The 16,528-nt window shown below is 45.6% G+C and carries 20 protein-coding genes; 1 reads left to right on the plus strand and 19 read right to left on the minus strand.

The genetic code is table 11. The features are described 5' to 3' along the window. Positions 1-94 precede the first annotated feature (94 nt). The 19 genes from M662_RS10635 to M662_RS10725 all read right to left on the minus strand — a co-directional run bounded on the left by M662_RS10635 (position 95) and on the right by M662_RS10725 (position 15,454). Positions 95-1,561: a spore germination protein gene (locus M662_RS10635; RefSeq protein WP_026577322.1), complete on the minus strand. Its 1,467-nt coding sequence runs from the start codon at positions 1,559-1,561 to the stop codon at positions 95-97. 23 nt (positions 1,562-1,584) lie between these two features. Then, positions 1,585-1,935, minus strand: coding sequence for a stage V sporulation protein AE (spoVAE, locus tag M662_RS10640; protein WP_008640128.1), 351 nt, complete (start codon positions 1,933-1,935; stop codon positions 1,585-1,587). Beyond that, positions 1,932-2,945: a stage V sporulation protein AD gene (gene spoVAD / locus M662_RS10645; protein WP_008640129.1), complete on the minus strand. Its 1,014-nt coding sequence runs from the start codon at positions 2,943-2,945 to the stop codon at positions 1,932-1,934. The genes spoVAE and spoVAD overlap by 4 nt, the downstream gene beginning before the upstream one ends. 12 nt (positions 2,946-2,957) lie before the next feature. Further along, positions 2,958-3,416, minus strand: coding sequence for a stage V sporulation protein AC (gene spoVAC / locus M662_RS10650; protein ID WP_008640130.1), 459 nt, complete (start codon positions 3,414-3,416; stop codon positions 2,958-2,960). A gap of 18 nt (positions 3,417-3,434) precedes the next feature. Beyond that, the gene (locus M662_RS10655) at positions 3,435-3,845 is read right to left on the minus strand and encodes a stage V sporulation protein AB (protein WP_008640131.1); all 411 of its coding nucleotides are present in this window, start codon (positions 3,843-3,845) and stop codon (positions 3,435-3,437) included. Beyond that, complete coding sequence (locus M662_RS10660; protein WP_008640138.1) at positions 3,832-4,446, minus strand: stage V sporulation protein AA; 615 nt, start codon at positions 4,444-4,446, stop codon at positions 3,832-3,834. Before M662_RS10660 ends, M662_RS10655 begins: the two co-directional genes overlap by 14 nt. Before the next feature lie 123 nt (positions 4,447-4,569). Then, positions 4,570-5,316, minus strand: coding sequence for an RNA polymerase sporulation sigma factor SigF (gene sigF, locus M662_RS10665; RefSeq protein ID WP_026577321.1), 747 nt, complete (start codon positions 5,314-5,316; stop codon positions 4,570-4,572). 10 nt (positions 5,317-5,326) lie between these two features. Further along, entirely contained in the window at positions 5,327-5,767 is a 441-nt protein-coding gene (spoIIAB, locus tag M662_RS10670) for an anti-sigma F factor (protein ID WP_008640148.1), read from the minus strand. Further along, a complete protein-coding gene (spoIIAA, locus tag M662_RS10675; RefSeq protein WP_008640150.1) occupies positions 5,752-6,117 on the minus strand; it encodes an anti-sigma F factor antagonist in 366 nt (121 codons plus the stop codon). The genes spoIIAB and spoIIAA overlap by 16 nt, the downstream gene beginning before the upstream one ends. A gap of 95 nt (positions 6,118-6,212) precedes the next feature. After that, entirely contained in the window at positions 6,213-7,388 is a 1,176-nt protein-coding gene (locus tag M662_RS10680; RefSeq protein WP_026577320.1) for a D-alanyl-D-alanine carboxypeptidase family protein, read from the minus strand. Positions 7,389-7,620: 232 nt separating this feature from the next. Beyond that, complete coding sequence (locus M662_RS10685; protein ID WP_026577319.1) at positions 7,621-8,922, minus strand: pyrimidine-nucleoside phosphorylase; 1,302 nt, start codon at positions 8,920-8,922, stop codon at positions 7,621-7,623. Between the two features lie 87 nt (positions 8,923-9,009). Then, positions 9,010-9,831 carry a purine-nucleoside phosphorylase gene (locus tag M662_RS10690; protein WP_026577318.1) on the minus strand — a complete coding sequence of 274 codons (822 nt, stop codon included), beginning with the start codon at positions 9,829-9,831 and terminating at the stop codon, positions 9,010-9,012. Between the two features lie 15 nt (positions 9,832-9,846). Next, positions 9,847-11,025, minus strand: a complete 1,179-nt coding sequence (gene deoB, locus M662_RS10695) for a phosphopentomutase (protein ID WP_026577317.1) — start codon at positions 11,023-11,025, stop codon at positions 9,847-9,849. Between the two features lie 98 nt (positions 11,026-11,123). After that, positions 11,124-12,011: a site-specific tyrosine recombinase XerD gene (gene xerD / locus M662_RS10700; protein ID WP_008640155.1), complete on the minus strand. Its 888-nt coding sequence runs from the start codon at positions 12,009-12,011 to the stop codon at positions 11,124-11,126. 7 nt (positions 12,012-12,018) lie between these two features. Then, positions 12,019-12,237 (minus strand): YqzK family protein, encoded by a 219-nt coding sequence (locus M662_RS10705; protein ID WP_008640157.1) that lies wholly within the window; start codon positions 12,235-12,237, stop codon positions 12,019-12,021. Positions 12,238-12,444: 207 nt separating this feature from the next. After that, a complete protein-coding gene (gene fur / locus M662_RS10710) occupies positions 12,445-12,921 on the minus strand; it encodes a ferric iron uptake transcriptional regulator (protein ID WP_008640158.1) in 477 nt (158 codons plus the stop codon). Between the two features lie 114 nt (positions 12,922-13,035). Next, positions 13,036-13,704, minus strand: coding sequence for a stage II sporulation protein M (gene spoIIM, locus M662_RS10715; RefSeq protein WP_235601466.1), 669 nt, complete (start codon positions 13,702-13,704; stop codon positions 13,036-13,038). 53 nt (positions 13,705-13,757) lie between these two features. After that, positions 13,758-14,906, minus strand: a complete 1,149-nt coding sequence (locus M662_RS10720; RefSeq protein ID WP_026577316.1) for an endonuclease Q family protein — start codon at positions 14,904-14,906, stop codon at positions 13,758-13,760. A gap of 2 nt (positions 14,907-14,908) precedes the next feature. Next, on the minus strand, positions 14,909-15,454 hold the full coding sequence (locus M662_RS10725; RefSeq protein WP_008640162.1) for an NUDIX hydrolase: 546 nt from the start codon (positions 15,452-15,454) through the stop codon (positions 14,909-14,911). A 96-nt stretch (positions 15,455-15,550) separates the two neighbouring features. On the opposite strand from M662_RS10725, the gene M662_RS10730 reads away from it, so the two are divergent. Continuing rightward, positions 15,551-16,471: an aldo/keto reductase gene (locus tag M662_RS10730; protein ID WP_008640163.1), complete on the plus strand. Its 921-nt coding sequence runs from the start codon at positions 15,551-15,553 to the stop codon at positions 16,469-16,471. Positions 16,472-16,528: the final 57 nt, after the last annotated feature.

The following is a 16,528-nucleotide window of genomic DNA, read 5'->3' on the forward strand; positions in this document are numbered from 1 at the left end:
GATGTGTTTGTTAAAAATAAAATGTCCTTTGACATCAAAGGACATTTTCAGATTTATTTTAATTTATCACATTGCTAAAGAACCGGCAATACGATTATTTTTGTCGCTGGTTGTTTTGCGGGTGAACGACGCTCGGACGTACTTTGAGAGTCGGCATGCTCATACGGAAAACAATCTGCATGGCGGCTTTTAAGTTGAAAGGAAGAAACGGCCATAGGTACGGCGTGTTCAGCGATTTCGTATGGGCCAGCAATAGGATATAGGCCATAAAACCAATCAATAATCCTTTTATTCCGAAGACGGAAACAAGTATGACCAGCGTGATCCTCGCCATTTTATTCGCAACCGACAACTCATAACTCGGTGTCGCATACGAGCCAATAGCGGCGACCGCAACGTACAAGATAACCTCCGGCACGAACATCCCAACGTCGATCGCTATCTGTCCAATCAATACGGCAGCGATCAGCCCCATGGCCGTCGATAACGGGGTCGGAGTATGAATAGCCGCAATCCTCAGCATCTCCAAACCTAAGTCGGCGAGTAAAATTTGAAAAATGATTGGAATGGCGCTTTCTTCATTCGGCCCTATGAATGATAAAGGCTCTGGTAATAAATCAGGCTGCATAACGAACAGCATCCATAATGGAAGTAAAAAAACGGAAGAGAAAATACCGAAGAACCTTACCCATCGCACAAATGTACCAACAGCGGGTGATTGTCTAAATTCCTCTGCATGCTGGACATGGTGAAAGTAAGTCGTCGGCGTGATAATCATACTCGGGGATGTGTCGACCATGATCAATACATGCCCTTCAAACAAATGAGCAGAAGCGACATCCGGACGCTCGGTATAACGCACAAGAGGAAACGGGTTCCTTCCCTGATTAACCAGGTATTCTTCCAATGTCTTGTCCGCCATTGTCAGCCCGTCGATATCAATATTTTGAATTTCTTTCTTTATCAATTGAACGAGACCCGGGTCGGCTACATCTTGTAAATAAGAGAGGCAGATATCCGTTTTGCTTCGTTCTCCGACCTGCATGATTTCATGACGGAGCCGCTCATCCCGGATTCTCCTTCTCGTCAGTGCTGTATTTTCTATGATATTTTCTGTGTATCCGTCACGAGAACCGCGTATGACTTTCTCCGTATCCGGCTCTTCCGGTGTCCGTCCAGGATAAGAACGAACATCCACAATAAACGCTTTCGGCTCTCCTTCGATAAAAATGACGATCAGACCGGATAAAAGCTGCGTAATACACTTTTCCATATCATCGGCTTCTTCCACCTGCTGGTGTGGAATATCGCTTTTAATCCTTTCAAAAATGGACATTTTCTTGTCTGCTGTCTCATTTATTTCAAACAACTGCCGCATCAATTCCACGATAATTGGTGTTTCACACAAACCTGTCACGTAATAGATATTTACTTCATGATCGAAAACGTGAAGGGTGCGGAACCCGATATCAAAGGACTGCTCCACCCCGACACGCTCATTCATAATCCTGCGATTCTGCTCCAGCTTCATGACAATCGGCGTCTTTTGTTGTTCAGGCATCACTTCATCTCCTTGCTATAGCATTATCCTTTCGGCTTAAAAAACACAGCGACAATGAATCCGAACAGGATGGCAGAAGCGATCCCGGCAGATGTCAATTCAAAGATTCCTATGGCAATTCCGATCAGTCCGTGATCCTCCGTCTGCTCCATTGCCCCGTGCAGGAGGGAGTGCCCGAAGCTCGTAATCGGTACGGTCGCCCCTGCGCCGGCAAATTCAATTAAGTTATCATAAAGATCGAAGGCATCGAGGACCGCCCCTGCTACAACAAAAGAGGACATAACGTGTGCGGGCGTCAGTTTAAATACATCAAACAGAATTTGTCCAATGACACAAATGCCTCCGCCCACCAGGAAAGCCCACAAAAAAGTCATGACGGTTCCCCCTTTCCTAATACGACGGCATGTGCGATGCCAGGTATCGATTCTTTCTGCTGAATCATCATCGGGTTCATGAGGGCACCCGTTGCTACAATAAGGACACGCTTATACTTACCTGCTTTTAAATCCTGAACAATTTTTCCGTAGGTAACGACCGCGGAACAAGCGCACCCGCTTCCCCCGGCAAAAACCGGCTGGTCACTGTGATAAACGAGATTACCGCAGTCCTTATGAACATCTGATATGTCGTACCCGTCCTGCTTCATTAAATCACGAAGGATCGGAGTACCGACAGACGAGAGGTCTCCTGTTGCAATCAAGTCGTAATCCGAAGGCATCCTCCCCATATCTTCTAGATGTGTCTTAATCGTATCCCAGGCCGCAGGAGCCATCGCTGAGCCCATATCGAACGGATCCTTGATGCTGTAATCCATGACTTTCCCGATAGTGGCCGCTTCCACCTTCACCTCCGAAGGGACTCTGGAAAGAATGGCCGCGCCGCTGCCTGTCACAGTGAACGTCGCGGTTTTCGGCTTCTGTCCTCCGTATTCTGTCGGATACCTGAACTGCCTTTCTGCTGTACAGTTGTGGGAACTGACGGCCGCCAGCACTTGGTTCGCATAACCGGATTCCACAAGAGCTGCTCCGGTTGCCAGCGTCTCCATACTTGTCGAGCAAGCTCCAAACATTCCGATGAGCGGAATCCCAAGCTGTCTCGCCACATAGTTTCCTGTCACGTTTTGGTTCAACAGATCCCCAGCCAGGAAGAGGTCGATAGCGGATTGATCGACACCAGCTTTCTGAAAGGCTGTATGAACAGCTTCCATCATCAGTTTTCGTTCTGCGAGTTCCCAGTTAGCTTCTCCGCAGTGCAGCTCTTCATGAATAATATCGAATGTTTCTTTCAGGGGGCCTTCCCCTTCCATCGGTCCTACAGATGTTCCGGTCGACTGGAGGTAGACGGCATCATTGAAAGACCACGATTGCTTTCCTGTTTTTCCCATAATGTTTACCTCCTAAAATATAATCGACCACAAATAACGAATGATTCCCAGCACGTAAGCAGAAACGACACCGAAGACGATGACGGAACCCGCAAGCTTAAATAAGTTCGTAGCAACGCCGAGCACCAGTCCTTCCGATTTATGTTCCAAGGCTGCGGAAGTGATGGAGTTGGCGAAACCCGTAATCGGCACGGCAGAACCCGCTCCTGCGAATTGTCCGAGTTTATCATAGACACCAAAACCCGTCGCCAGCGCAGCGAGTAGAATAAGCGTCGCCGCGGTGGGATTCATTGCATTCTCTTCTTTAAAGTCAAACCAATGCACATACATCTGGCTGATCAGCTCACCAAAGACACAAATGAGCCCTCCTACGATGAAAGCTTTGAGGCAATTCATGACGATGGGCGGTTTGGGCTGATACGTTTTACTTACCTTTTCAAAGTTCTTCTCGTTCATCGTTTGCTTTTCCATGATGTAACCTCCTGATGCTCATTTAACGAATATAATCCATTGAAACAAGGAACCTGCTATTTTCCCCAGCACTAACGCCATTAATAACGTAAACAAAAAGCCATCTACTCCTATGCGCTTGAACAACAAGGGAAATACGTTCAACACTTCTGTCAATGCAGCAGCGAGCATCCCGATGAATATGCCATGGAAGAGACCCCAAATTATGATTCCGACCAGAGACATATGGACAGGCACGTCTCCAAAGGATAAATAGATGCCGCAGAAAACACCCAGGATAATAGCGGTCTCGTAAACACGGAGTTTGGATTGCGACCGGCTCAACTGCATCAGCCGGGGAACGATTCCAAGCACCGTCAGAAAAGCGACGAACCCTGTCCCGACCGCGATGCCCGCAGCTAGACCGATCAATATTTCAATGATCCACATCCTGTTTTTCCACCTTATTTTCTTTGATGGCCACATAATGATCGAGGTCTTCCTGATAATTGAAAATCTCCACTTCCATTGGACTCGGTTCTTCATTAAACCGCTTCTGGAACCAGTGGTTGAAGAAGAGGATCATACCGACCCCCAGTCCTATGGAATATGGAACCTGGATCCACAACGGGTGCTCTTCCTCTTCTCCTGTCAACATAAAGTGAAGCTTCTGCTGAACGGATTCCATGCTGACATCGTAGTGAAAGTTCATGATTGCCATCGCTGCACCGATGAATAACAAAATCCAGATTCCTGCGATCAATAATGGTGAAGGTTCTTTCTTTCGATCCTCTACATGGACTACGCACTGGCTCGGTCCAATCATTTCGATCTCAACGTCCGGATTTCCGGCTAGTATTTGTTCGATGACCATGAATGAGTCGATCACCACGATATTCTGATCCTCTTTAGTAACCTGATGAAGTTCCATGTGTTCGACTTCTTCCAAGTGACGTCCGGGACCCACGACCCGCGCGATATCCGAGAGGCGGATGACCGCACCGGGCGGGACATAAATCGACTGCTTCATGCGGATATAGATCGGCGTCATATCATTCGCCTCCCTGGATTGATTTGTTGCACTTATTATGTGTGTGTTGGGTGAAATCATACAGAATCACCGAGATGAGGGTTTGGACAAACAAAAAAAGACTGCACCCCACTGGGTACAGTCTCAACTTGTATCGGTCATCGTTTCTTTCATGTCTGCGAGGATCTTTTTTTCCAATCTCGAGACCTGAACCTGAGAAATTCCAAGACGTTCTGCTACTTCCGTCTGCGTCTGGTCTTTATAGTAGCGGAGATAGATGATCAACCGCTCACGTTTATCCAGTCTGCTCATGACATCCTGCAGGGTAAGGTGGTCAAACCAATTGTTATCCTCTTCTGCAATTTGATCGACAAGCGTGATTGGATCTCCTTCATTCTCATAAACCGTCTCATAGATCGACTGCGGCGAGCGCCCTACTTCTTCTGCCTGAACAATTTCTTCTGTTGTAAGTCCAAGGGCATCGGCGAGTTCATTAACCGTAGGAGAGCGTCCGTTCTCTTTGAGCAGCTCTTCTTTCTTCGCACGCACCTTATGATTAAGCTCTTTCAGACTCCGACTTACTTTCACACTCCCGTCATCCCTGATGAAACGCTGGATTTCCCCGATTATCATGGGTACGGCATATGTGGAGAAACGGACATCATAGCTCAAATCAAATTTGTCGATCGATTTCAAAAGTCCGATGCATCCGATTTGATATAAATCATCCTGGTCATATCCCCTGCGCAAATAGCGCTGCACGACAGACCAAACGAGCCTCGTGTTCTTCTCGACAAGGAAATCTCTCGCCTTATGATCCCCGGACTGACTCTTCTTTATCAAGTCTTTGACATCTTTGTCGGACAGACGTTCCTTTGTCGTATCGCTCATTCGCAGTCCCTCAATTACATAGAGCACGGGAGGAGGTCAATTGTTTCGTCATACGAATCGTTGTCCCCATCCCCGGCTCTGATGTAATATCGACTTGGTCCATGAAGTTCTCCATAATTGTAAAACCCATCCCCGACCTTTCCCACTCGGGTTTTGAGGTGTATAAAGGTTCTTTCGCCATATCGATGTTCTCAATGCCGCGCCCACGATCCTGGATAATTAATTCAATCTCTTCCCCTTCAATAGCGCAGGTTAAAAGAACTTTTTCATCCGCTTTCTCTTCATACCCGTGAATAATTGCATTGGTTACGGCTTCTGATACGACCGTTTTAATATCCGTCAGTTCTTCCATCGTCGGATTTATTTGACTGATAAAAGCTGCTACGGATACACGCGCCAGAGATTCGTTGGCACTGATACTCGTGAATTCGATGGTCATTTCATTTCGCATGATGCCACCCCCAGTACCTCAAGCGCAGTCGCTTCGTCCTCAACATGCTTCATGATTTTAAACATTCCCGACATATCGAACAGTCGTTTCACCTCAGGACGTATGGAACAAAGCATCATTTCATTCCCTCTCGCCTGAACCTCTTTGTAACGGCCAAGCATTACTCCAAGTCCGGAGCTGTCCATAAAGGACAACTTCTCTAAATTGACGATTACATGTTCGACTCCGGGATTCTTTAAATGTGTCTGCCACTTCTCTCGAAGCTGGGTAGCCTCATGATGATCCAACTCTCCATCCAGACGAACAAGCAATACGTTTTCATTCACAGCAAATTGTACACGAAGACTCAAGTGGTTCCCCTCCTCATACGATATAAGAGTCACACTAAGACTTTCGTATTTTCCACCTCTATTTCCTGCATGAAAACAATACTAGCCCAAAAATGCTAAAACCTCTGAAAGCTCGTCAAATTCCTCCAGGAACGCTCCCACAGTTCAAGAATACTCGCTCTCTTTACTGGATCCTTCGTTTCAAGACGCACTTTAGCCACTTCCTTCCCGTCTTTCTTAACGGCTACCCACCCCATGTGCGTCCCTTTATCCATAGGAATGTCGACCTGTCCGCCCTTCTTCAATTCTGTCTGGTAATCGGCTTTCTTTTCATTCTTTTTCTTTAATACAACCACGTCTTTCTCAGGATACAGCTTAATTTGACGCGGTTTCCCTCTTGTTTCCGTCACCACGTCCATTGCTTTATCCTTGGAATGGAGTTTGACAGCTTCATACTGTCCAAAACCATAATCTAAAAGGCTTGTAATATCCGCGTTTCTTTTCTTTGGATTTTCAGCACCCATGACCACCGCAATCATATGCATCCCGTCCCTGGTAGCAGATGCAGTCAAGCAGTACTTGGCCTCTGATGTATAACCCGTTTTCAAACCATCCATGCCTGGATAGGACTTGATCAATTTATTGGTATTAACAAGCCAAAATTCCTGATCTGTACCTTTTCTTAAGTAATCTTCATATATTTTCGTATAGTTCGTCACTTCTTCATGAAGCAGCAGTTCTCTTGCCATGACAGCCATATCATGTGCCGTGCTGTAATGACCCTCTGCCGGTAGACCGGTTGGATTCTTAAACTGGGTATTCTTTAATCCAAGATCCTTGGCTTTCTCATTCATCCGGTCAACAAACGCCTTTTCACTGCCGGCAATTCTTTCTGCCATCGCTACACTGGCATCGTTTCCAGAGGCTACAGCGATTCCTTTCAGCATTTCCTCCACCGTCATTTCTTCTCCTTCTTCAAGGAAGATCTGCGATCCCCCCATGGAGGCGGCATGTTCACTGACTCTTACTTTTTCGTTGAGTTTAATACCACCGGTCTCTAATTCCTCCATGATCAAAAGCAGCGTCATAATTTTCGTCATACTGGCAGGCGGCAGCTGTTTGTCCGCATTTTTATCGTATAGCAGCATTCCGCTGTTTTTTTCCAAAAGTACAGCGGAATTCGCTGATTGAGTGATGTCGGAAGCTGCTTTTTCCTCGGCAAAGGAAACCGTTCCCGGCATGACAGTCAAAAGAAAGAAAACTGCGGCGATCGTACCAATCAATTTTCGCATAAACAAGACCTCCCATTGGCTTTAAGTGCCCCTATTCTTCCCTTACCAGCATCTTCTATACATAAGGGAAAAAATACTGCACAAATACAAACAACGCCCCCGCAGAGACGTTGAAAATAATATGGAAGGTTGTAGATTGGGAAATTAAAGAAAACGTGATTTTCACTACAGAAAACAAAAGAACGATAAGCTGAAAACGATAAAATCCCGGCACTGCCTGCCGGGATTTGTTTTACTTGATGATGTTATGAATCAGCTTTGGTTTAGAAACTTTTTCTTGTGCGATTGTGTACGCTTCCTTCACTTTATCAATGGAGTCTTGAGGAGTTTCAACATCACTCAACAGAACAACCAGGGCCTCTCCAGCTTTTACTGGATCACCAATTTTTTTCTTCAATGTAATTCCTACTCCATGATTAATCTCGTCATCTTTGGTCGCACGCCCCGCACCAAGGTACATGGCAGCAATACCGATTGACTCTGCATCAATGGCAGCGATATATCCCGCTTCCTCCGCCTCGACCGCGACTTCGTATTTTGCTTTGGGGAGCAGATCAAGATTATCAATCATAGAAACGTCTCCCCCCTGTGATTCTACAAGGGTACGAAGGGATTGGAATGCCTTCCCGTTCTCAATATTTTGCTCTAAGGCAGCATAGGCATCCTCATAGGAGGCAAATACTTCTGCAAGAACCGCCATATGGGAAGCGATTTCCAAGGAAAGCTCCCGTAAATCTTCTACTCTTTTACCTTGGAGGATTTCTGCAGCTTCTTTAATTTCATTGGCATTACCCACTTCAAATCCAAGCGGTTGGTTCATATCGCTAATTACTGCGACTGTTTGTCTGCCAAGATTATTGCCGATATCCACCATCTCACGCGCGAGCGCCTCAGAATCTTCCAATGTTTTCATGAATGCTCCGGAACCGGTTTTCACATCGAGCACAATACTATCCGCACCGGATGCGATTTTCTTACTCATAATAGACCCTGCAATAAGGGGAAGGGAGTTCACGGTACCTGTCACATCACGAAGAGCATAAAGCTTTTTATCGGCAGGAGCAAGGTTTCCAGTTTGCCCCGCTACTGCTAATTTATGTTTGTTTACGTTTTCAATAAAGCGTTCTTTTGTCATCTCGATTTCGAGACCCTCTATAGATTCGAGTTTATCCAGCGTACCACCGGTATGACCCAGTCCGCGTCCCGACATTTTCGCAACCGGTATCCCTACGGAAGCTACGAGCGGTCCAACAATGAATGTAACCTTGTCCCCTACACCACCGGTGGAATGCTTGTCCACTTTCTTGCCATCTATGGCGGAAAGATCGATCGTTTCTCCTGAATTTACCATAGCCTGTGTCAATGTTGCTGTTTCCTCCGGCGTCATCCCCTGGAAATAAATAGCCATCGTTAGTGCAGAAGCTTGATAATCCGGTATCTCGCCTTTTGTATAACCATCAACGAAAAATTCAATTTCTTCTTTCGTCAATTCTCCACCATCGCGTTTCTTAACGATCACATCATACATACGCATCTCGCATCCACCCTTTACTTTTTAGGAATTAGAATTATCAGCGGTGCTCTCAACACAGGCAGGAGCACCGCAAATGTTTAAATGCTCTTAAGCCGGAAGACCACGAAGAAGATCTTTAACAAAACCGAGGAAGTCTTCCCTTACCTGTGCTGTCGTATCGATCACTTCGTCATGGGTCAGGGGCTGGTCAAGAATGCCCGCTGCCATATTAGAAATACAGGAAATGCCTAGTACACGCATCCCGGAATGGTTCGCTACCATTACCTCCGGCACCGTTGACATACCGACAGCATCTCCACCAAGTGTACGGAGCATGCGGACTTCTGCACCGGTTTCATAGGCAGGTCCGGTATTTCCGACGTAAACTCCCTGCTGAACCTTAAGATTAAGGCGCTCTGCCGATTGGTGTGCGTGTTGGATCAAGTCACGGTCATAAGCTTCCGACATATCCGGGAAGCGGGGCCCAAGATCCTCATCGTTCGGCCCGATCAGCGGACTATTTCCCATATTATTGATATGGTCCGTAATAATCATCAAGTTGCCAGGCTGGAACGTTTCGTTAATTCCACCAGCCGCATTCGTGACGAACAGCGTCTCAACGCCAAGCTCCTTCATAACTCTGACAGGGAAGGTCACCTGCTGCATGCTGTAGCCTTCGTAATAATGGAAACGGCCCTGCATAGCGATTACCTGCCTGCCCTCAAGCTCTCCAATCACGAGTTGTCCTTTATGTCCGGACACCGTCGATTCTGGAAAATGTGGAATTTCCTTATAAGCGATTGTGACGGGGTTTTGAATTTCGTCAGCCAGAACACCCAAGCCCGATCCAAGAATAAGTCCAACGGTCGGTTGATGAGTTAACTGCTCCCGTATAAATGATGATGCTTCCTTGATTTTCGTTTGAACCATGTTTTCTACTCCCCTTTATTTAATTTCTTTCAAAAAGCTAGTTCCGTATTCCGGTAAGGTAATGGAAAAATTATCAGATATCGTTGCCCCTATATCAGCAAACGTACGACGCTGCGCGATCTCCGTTCCTTCTTGAATTCCCTTATGACAAACAAGAAGCGGCACGAGCTCTCTCGTATGATCCGTCCCGTGATGAACAGGGTCGTTTCCATGATCTGCCGTAATGATCAACAGGTCATCCTCACGCATTTTATCCAACACTTCCGGAAGACGGGCGTCATAGGCTTCCAGAGCTTCTCCGTATCCTTTGGGATCACGACGGTGACCATATTTCGCATCAAAGTCCACCAGATTTAAAAAGCTCATGCCTTGGAACTCCTTATCCATGGAGTTTACCAGTTGATCCATCCCGTCCATGTTATCTTTCGTGCGGATCGCTTCCGTTACCCCTTCCCCGTCATATATATCTGATATCTTTCCAATCGCGATGACATCAAGGCCGTTGTCTGCCATTTCATTCATTACCGTACGGCCGAACGGCTTCAATGCATAGTCATGACGATTAGACGTTCTTTCGAATGCACCTGGTTTACCGACAAATGGACGAGCAATGACACGACCCACCATGTATTTTTCATCTTTAGTCAGTTCTCTGCAGAACTCACAGATTTCATAAAGCTCTTCCGGTGGGATGACTTCTTCATGAGCTGCTATCTGCAGGACCGAGTCTGCAGACGTATAGATGATCAAATCGCCTGTATTCATATGATGCTCGCCGAGCTCATCGAGAATTTCCGTTCCGGATGCAGGTTTATTTCCGACAATCCCACGTCCGGTTTTCTCTTTGATTTGATCCAGTAATTCGTCCGGGAACCCATTTGGAAATGTTCGGAACGGCTGATCGATATACAGACCCATGATTTCCCAGTGTCCGGTCATCGTATCTTTTCCGTTAGAAGCTTCCACCATCGTCGTATAGTGGGCTTTTGGATGATCTACTGGATCAATACCTTTGATTTCTCTGATGTTACTGAGCCCGAGACTGCCCATCACAGGCATTTTCAGCCCCCCCATATGTTCGGCAATATGACCGAGGGTGTCGGCTCCTTTATCATTAAATTTCTCGGCATCGGGAGCTTCCCCGATTCCGACAGAATCCATTACGATTACAAATACTCGCTTGAATGCATCCATTGATGATCCCTCCTAATGTTTAATTTCCCAATTTCAAGAATATTTACCCCACAAATTAAGTTGTAGGATGTCAGACAACTAAAAATAAAAAAATTATCTCACGCACGGGGATGATAAGAGCGGTATACATCCTTTAATCTTGTTTTCGAAACGTGCGTATAAATTTGAGTCGTGGAAATATCCGCATGTCCAAGCATCTCTTGAACCGCCCTCAAATCTGCCCCGTTCTCCAGCAAATGCGTGGCAAACGAATGGCGCAGCGTGTGCGGAGTCAGCTCCTTGTTCACACCCATCTCCCTAGCAACCGCTTTCAGTATCTTCCAGAATCCTTGCCGGGAGAGCGCATTCCCGTGATGGTTCACGAAAAGCTCTTCCGTCTTTTTTTGCTTTATTAACGATCCACGACCAGCTTCAAGGTAATGCTCCACAGCTTCTTTAGCCATATCACCTAAAGGAATAATTCTTTCCTTCGATCCTTTTCCAAGACACCGTACAAACCCCATCGTCAAATGCAGATCACTCACTTTAAGTGAAACGAGCTCCGTCACGCGGAGGCCGGTAGCATAGAGCATTTCAAACATCGCCTTATTCCTCGCAGAAAGCGGGTCTTTCGCATGAATGTTCAGCAATTTCTCTACATCTTCTGAAGAAAGAACCTTTGGAAGCTTTCGTTCCTTCTTTGGAGTTTCAATATGTAAACTCGGATCTTGATCTGTCACTTTTTCTCTAATTAAAAACTGATGAAAAAGACGGATGGAAGAAAGAAACCTGGCAACAGTGGCAGCAGAGCGGTCCTGGTCATTTAAATGATGCATGTATTTCATGATGTGCGCCCTCGTAATCTGCCCCCAGTTCTCCATCCCTTCCCGTTCCTCCATGAACGAACGGTATTGAGTAAGGTCGCGCTTATACGATTGAATCGTATTCGGGGACAGGCCGCGTTCGACAGTCAAATAATGAAAAAAATCTTCCAAAGCGAATTGCATTGTCGATCTACTCTCCTAATTGGAAAAATATCGATAACCGATCCGTCCACGATTGCTCGGCAGGTTGATAGACTTTGACCGCCGCTCCCCCCGGAGGATCATACCGATGCTGCCTTTCGTATTCTCCATGGACCATTCGAAGCGCCATGTAGAATATACAAGTGCAGATGGTAAATACAATGAGGACTTTCAGTAAATCCTTCAGCCCGTGCTGAAATTTAGACATGAATTTCCATCTCCTTTAATCATACCTTGATTAAGGATATGCCTAAATTCCTGCTGATTATACGTAAATAATCAATGGAGACGCCATAGGTAAGAAAACCGTCCTCTTTCCGTTCCATCTAGCACTAACGTACACGATTTCATGCTTTTTGTAAATATAGAATAACAAAATAAAAAGCCACTATGCATACTCATAGCGGCGATTCTATCACTCTTCAGTTTCTGTGCTTGTTGAAACCGCGACTGCTTGTTTCTGGCAGACCCTGCATATACCATGAAACGTTAATCGATGGTCCTTCACTTCAAAGCCCCACTGGCCTTCAATGATCTTTTCCACATCACCGAGCAGGTCTTCTTCAATCTCTTCCACTGATCCACACTCAATACATACGAGGTGATGATGAAAGTGTTCGGCTCCTTCTTTTCTCAAGTCATACCTTGATACTCCATCGCCGAAATTAATCTTATCTACTACTTTTAATTCGGATAATAATTCCAGTGTTCGATATACGGTCGCTAATCCTATCTCCGGTGCTTTCTCTTTTACGAGGAGGTAAACATCTTCTGCACTTAAGTGATCTTCTTCGTTTTCCAATAAAACACGGACGGTAGCTTCCCGTTGAGGCGTCAATTTGTAACTTTGGGAATGTAGCTGCTTTTTAATTTTCTCTATACGATGTTCCATATCGTTCGTCCCTCCCTCGCAATTGCATTCTCATTATAATTCAGAGACAGAACGAGTGTCAAATTATAATGATTATTATCTGTTAACGATAATCATTATTAAGTGATAGTTTAATCATTTATAAATCCACTTCAGTACGTATTCCAACACGGAATTAGATACGAATACCTCGATCAGTGATGCTACAAGCAGAATAATCAGCAAGACTCCGAACAACGCGCTGTATCTACCGAACGCTTTCAAAATAGGTTGGTGCACCTTCCGTATAAAAAGCTGCCTGCACAGAGTCAAGGAGAATATCAATGCCAGCGACCCAGCAATCAGGTAAACGGGTATAATGATCAAATTCTGCGGTGCGATAGAAACAGAAGATATGACAAGCCCGTACCAACCCATCTGATTTACTAGAAAGCCGACCGAAAAACCAATAACGAGTCCTTTGATGAAAAGAAGAACCGTAATGATCGGCATTCCTATTACGGAGATACCGAGAAGGAAGAGCAGCAGCATATACTTCATATGGTATAAGATGCTGTCCTGCCACAGAACCGCTCTGCTCGAACCTTCCACGGACGTCTGCTGCTCGAAAAACTGCTCCAAGTAAAAGAAAAGATCCTGTTTCTGAACAAAGTTCATACTGTTTACGATGACCGCTCCAAAGACCATTCCCATAATGAATAGCACAAAGATAAACACAAATATATTCATGTGTGTCTTGACGTCATTTTGAACCATTCTCACTCCGTGCTGCATCGTCACTTCTCCACCCTTCTGTCCACTCATTCTATGACTAATCTATGAGCGAAAAGAAAAAAGTAGACCAAGGACCTTCTATATTAATGGATCTTTCCGAACTTACCGCCTCCGCCGGCAGCTATATCAAGCTCTCCCTTTCTCATTTGAATGATATAGTGGACGATGGAGGAGGAAACGATTTCTTCCAGTTCCACAGATGGAACGTCATGAATGACGGCCATCTCAGACCCGAAAGCAGCAAGGAGTTTTTCATACGTTTGCTTTCCTATACCCGGCAGCGTTTCCAGAGGCACTTGATACACGTATGGAGGGCGCTTTGTTACCTGTCCCTCGTCCGACAGTTCCTTAATTCTTTCGGAAACACCTTTAACCAGACGGCTTTTTCTGCATGTACAGCCGGTTGCCGTCACCGGATGCAGGCAGTTTCCGCAAACGGTTTTATGATACTTCCCCATTTTCGGATCCATACCATAATTGGCGACGATACGGCGTCCATCTTTTCTATGTAATGCAAGCTTTAATTCTTCCAATGACAATCCATCCATTCTTACCAGTTGATACTCTCTGGCAAGCTTACCAAGAGAATGCGCGTCAGAATTCGTAACATAGGTGTAAGGAGCGAGTTCAGCTAACTGGGAAGCCATCTCCGTATCTGCACTCAATCCAAGTTCAACCGCATCGATTTTATCAGAATCAAGGATCTCTCTCAACGACTTTTTTACACCTTTACCGTAAAGGCTTTTGAATGGAGTGAAAATATGGGCAGGTATAAAAAGGCCGCCATTTTCTCTAACATAAGTCTGCAGTTCTCTCGCTGTACCATAAAAGCGCTGAGAGCTTAAGCTGACATTTTTCATTTTCTTCGAAAGCCATAAGCTGAATCGACGCATCGTATCTATGGTAGGAAAATAGCAGAGAACGTGAATGGGACCCTGACAGGATGCATCATATATTTCCACTTCTGAACCTAAGAGGAGGGTGGTGCTGTCGGAGCGCACTCCCCCTCCGGAAACTTCTTCCGCATATCCCCGATCGATCAAATCTTCCACCTCATCCAAAACAGCGGGTGACTGAGCGTCGATAATACCGATCAAATCAAGGCCTTTTCGTCTGCTGGCCTCCAGGAAAATGTTTGTGAGTGTGAGCGTTTTTGATCCGGTAATTTTAACAGGGCCGCCTTCCCAGTCCCTCCCTATATGAACATGAAGATCGACAAAGTAATCTTTCATTCTTATCCATTCCTTCTTAATTTTAAATAAAGAATCGCATAAGCGGTCTTTGCATCGTGGATCTTCTGCTCCTTCTCCAACTGTTCCGCTTCTTCTACGGTTATTTCCATCAGTTCCACAAATTCATCCACATCCCCTGCAGGCTTTTCATTCAATTTTTCTACACGATCGGTAAAATAGACGTGGACGATTTCATCAGCGAAACCTGGTGAAGTATAAAAGGAAGTGATAAGATTTAAGTCATCGCTCGTGTAACCCGTCTCTTCTTCCAATTCCCTTAACGCGCAGGCCTTCGGATCTTCTCCCGGTTCCAGTTTTCCGGCAGGGATTTCTACGAGGTTCTTCTCGAGTGGTTTCCGGTATTGCTCGACGCAGATCAGTTTCCCTTCATCCGTTAGAGCTATGACCGCAACGGCGCCCGGATGTTTGATCAATTCCCGTTTAGATGTTTTCCCGTCGGGTAATGTTACACTGTCAATATCTAATTGAACGATCTTCCCTTTATAGATTGTTTCTGTTTTATATGTTTTCTCTTCAAAATTACTCAAGATGCTCATCCTCTCTAAACTCTTTCTTCATTTTAACATAGGAAAGGCAGAGACAAAGCATCACAACTACCAGTACTCACAAGAAAGGATGATTCTATGAATAAACGTCAATTAGGGAAAACAGATTTGTATTTATCTGAAATCAGCCTTGGCTGCATGTCCCTCGGAACCGATCAAGCACAAGCAAAATCAATCATCGACCGGGCCATTGACAGCGGGGTGAACTATTTGGACACCGCAGACCTCTACGATTACGGAAAGAATGAAGAATTAATAGGGGAAGCGATCCGTGGACGCCGCCAGGATTTAATTATCGGATCGAAAGTAGGGAACCGTTTTACACCGGGGGAAGAAGGTTGGACATGGGATCCATCCAAAGAACACATAAAAAGCAGCGTCAAAGACAGCTTAAAACGGTTAGGAACGGATTATATCGACTTATACCAGCTTCACGGCGGTACCATTGATGACCCGATTGATGAGACAATCGAAGCGTTCGAAGATTTAAAATCAGAAGGGTGGATCAGGGAATACGGCATATCCTCCATTCGTCCGAATGTGATAAAGCAATTTGCAGAGAAATCCTCGATTGCCAGCGTCATGATGCAGTACAGCGCTCTCGATCGAAGGCCGGAGGAAGAGATCCTTCCCCTGCTCCATGAGTATGAGATCAGCGTCCTGGCACGCGGCCCTCTTGCTAAAGGCATCCTCTCTGACCGTGGAATAGAAAAAGCGCGCGATAAAGCAGGCGACGGCATCCTTGAGTATGATGCTGATGAAGTGATGTCCATCGCTCGTGATTGGAAAAAAGTAAGCAACACTTCAAAAAGTGCGGAAGCTGTTGCCCTCCAATATGTTCTTCATCATCCGGCCGTTACGACAGCCGTATTTGGTGCAAGCTCTGTGGAACAGTTGGAACAGAACCTCACTTTTTTGGAAGCAGCTCCTCTTTCCGATGCGGAGTACAACAATATTCAATCCCTTACAAAAGACATTACTTATCAACAACACAGATAACCATATTTCCCGGTGTGCGCTCTCTTTTGTTTCTGGGCACACACCGGTATTTCATGT

The sequence above is a fragment of the Bacillus sp. SB49 genome (genome assembly GCF_000469135.2).
Lineage (GTDB): Bacteria > Bacillota > Bacilli > Bacillales > Halobacillaceae > Halobacillus.

What these genes read in the sequence shown, in the direction of transcription:
- M662_RS10635 (WP_026577322.1), bottom strand. Translation starts at nt 1,561, where the DNA reads ATGCCTGAACAACAAAAGACGCCGATTGTCATGAAGCTGGAGCAGAAT.
- spoVAE (WP_008640128.1), bottom strand. Translation starts at nt 1,935, where the DNA reads ATGACTTTTTTGTGGGCTTTCCTGGTGGGCGGAGGCATTTGTGTCATT.
- spoVAD (WP_008640129.1), bottom strand. Translation starts at nt 2,945, where the DNA reads ATGGGAAAAACAGGAAAGCAATCGTGGTCTTTCAATGATGCCGTCTAC.
- spoVAC (WP_008640130.1), bottom strand. Translation starts at nt 3,416, where the DNA reads ATGGAAAAGCAAACGATGAACGAGAAGAACTTTGAAAAGGTAAGTAAA.
- M662_RS10655 (WP_008640131.1), bottom strand. Translation starts at nt 3,845, where the DNA reads ATGTGGATCATTGAAATATTGATCGGTCTAGCTGCGGGCATCGCGGTC.
- M662_RS10660 (WP_008640138.1), bottom strand. Translation starts at nt 4,446, where the DNA reads ATGACGCCGATCTATATCCGCATGAAGCAGTCGATTTATGTCCCGCCC.
- sigF (WP_026577321.1), bottom strand. Translation starts at nt 5,316, where the DNA reads ATGAGCGATACGACAAAGGAACGTCTGTCCGACAAAGATGTCAAAGAC.
- spoIIAB (WP_008640148.1), bottom strand. Translation starts at nt 5,767, where the DNA reads ATGCGAAATGAAATGACCATCGAATTCACGAGTATCAGTGCCAACGAA.
- M662_RS10680 (WP_026577320.1), bottom strand. Translation starts at nt 7,388, where the DNA reads ATGCGAAAATTGATTGGTACGATCGCCGCAGTTTTCTTTCTTTTGACT.
- M662_RS10685 (WP_026577319.1), bottom strand. Translation starts at nt 8,922, where the DNA reads ATGCGTATGTATGATGTGATCGTTAAGAAACGCGATGGTGGAGAATTG.
- M662_RS10690 (WP_026577318.1), bottom strand. Translation starts at nt 9,831, where the DNA reads ATGGTTCAAACGAAAATCAAGGAAGCATCATCATTTATACGGGAGCAG.
- deoB (WP_026577317.1), bottom strand. Translation starts at nt 11,025, where the DNA reads ATGGATGCATTCAAGCGAGTATTTGTAATCGTAATGGATTCTGTCGGA.
- xerD (WP_008640155.1), bottom strand. Translation starts at nt 12,011, where the DNA reads ATGCAATTCGCTTTGGAAGATTTTTTTCATTATTTGACTGTCGAACGC.
- M662_RS10705 (WP_008640157.1), bottom strand. Translation starts at nt 12,237, where the DNA reads ATGTCTAAATTTCAGCACGGGCTGAAGGATTTACTGAAAGTCCTCATT.
- fur (WP_008640158.1), bottom strand. Translation starts at nt 12,921, where the DNA reads ATGGAACATCGTATAGAGAAAATTAAAAAGCAGCTACATTCCCAAAGT.
- spoIIM (WP_235601466.1), bottom strand. Translation starts at nt 13,704, where the DNA reads ATGAGTGGACAGAAGGGTGGAGAAGTGACGATGCAGCACGGAGTGAGA.
- M662_RS10720 (WP_026577316.1), bottom strand. Translation starts at nt 14,906, where the DNA reads ATGAAAGATTACTTTGTCGATCTTCATGTTCATATAGGGAGGGACTGG.
- M662_RS10730 (WP_008640163.1), top strand. Translation starts at nt 15,551, where the DNA reads ATGAATAAACGTCAATTAGGGAAAACAGATTTGTATTTATCTGAAATC.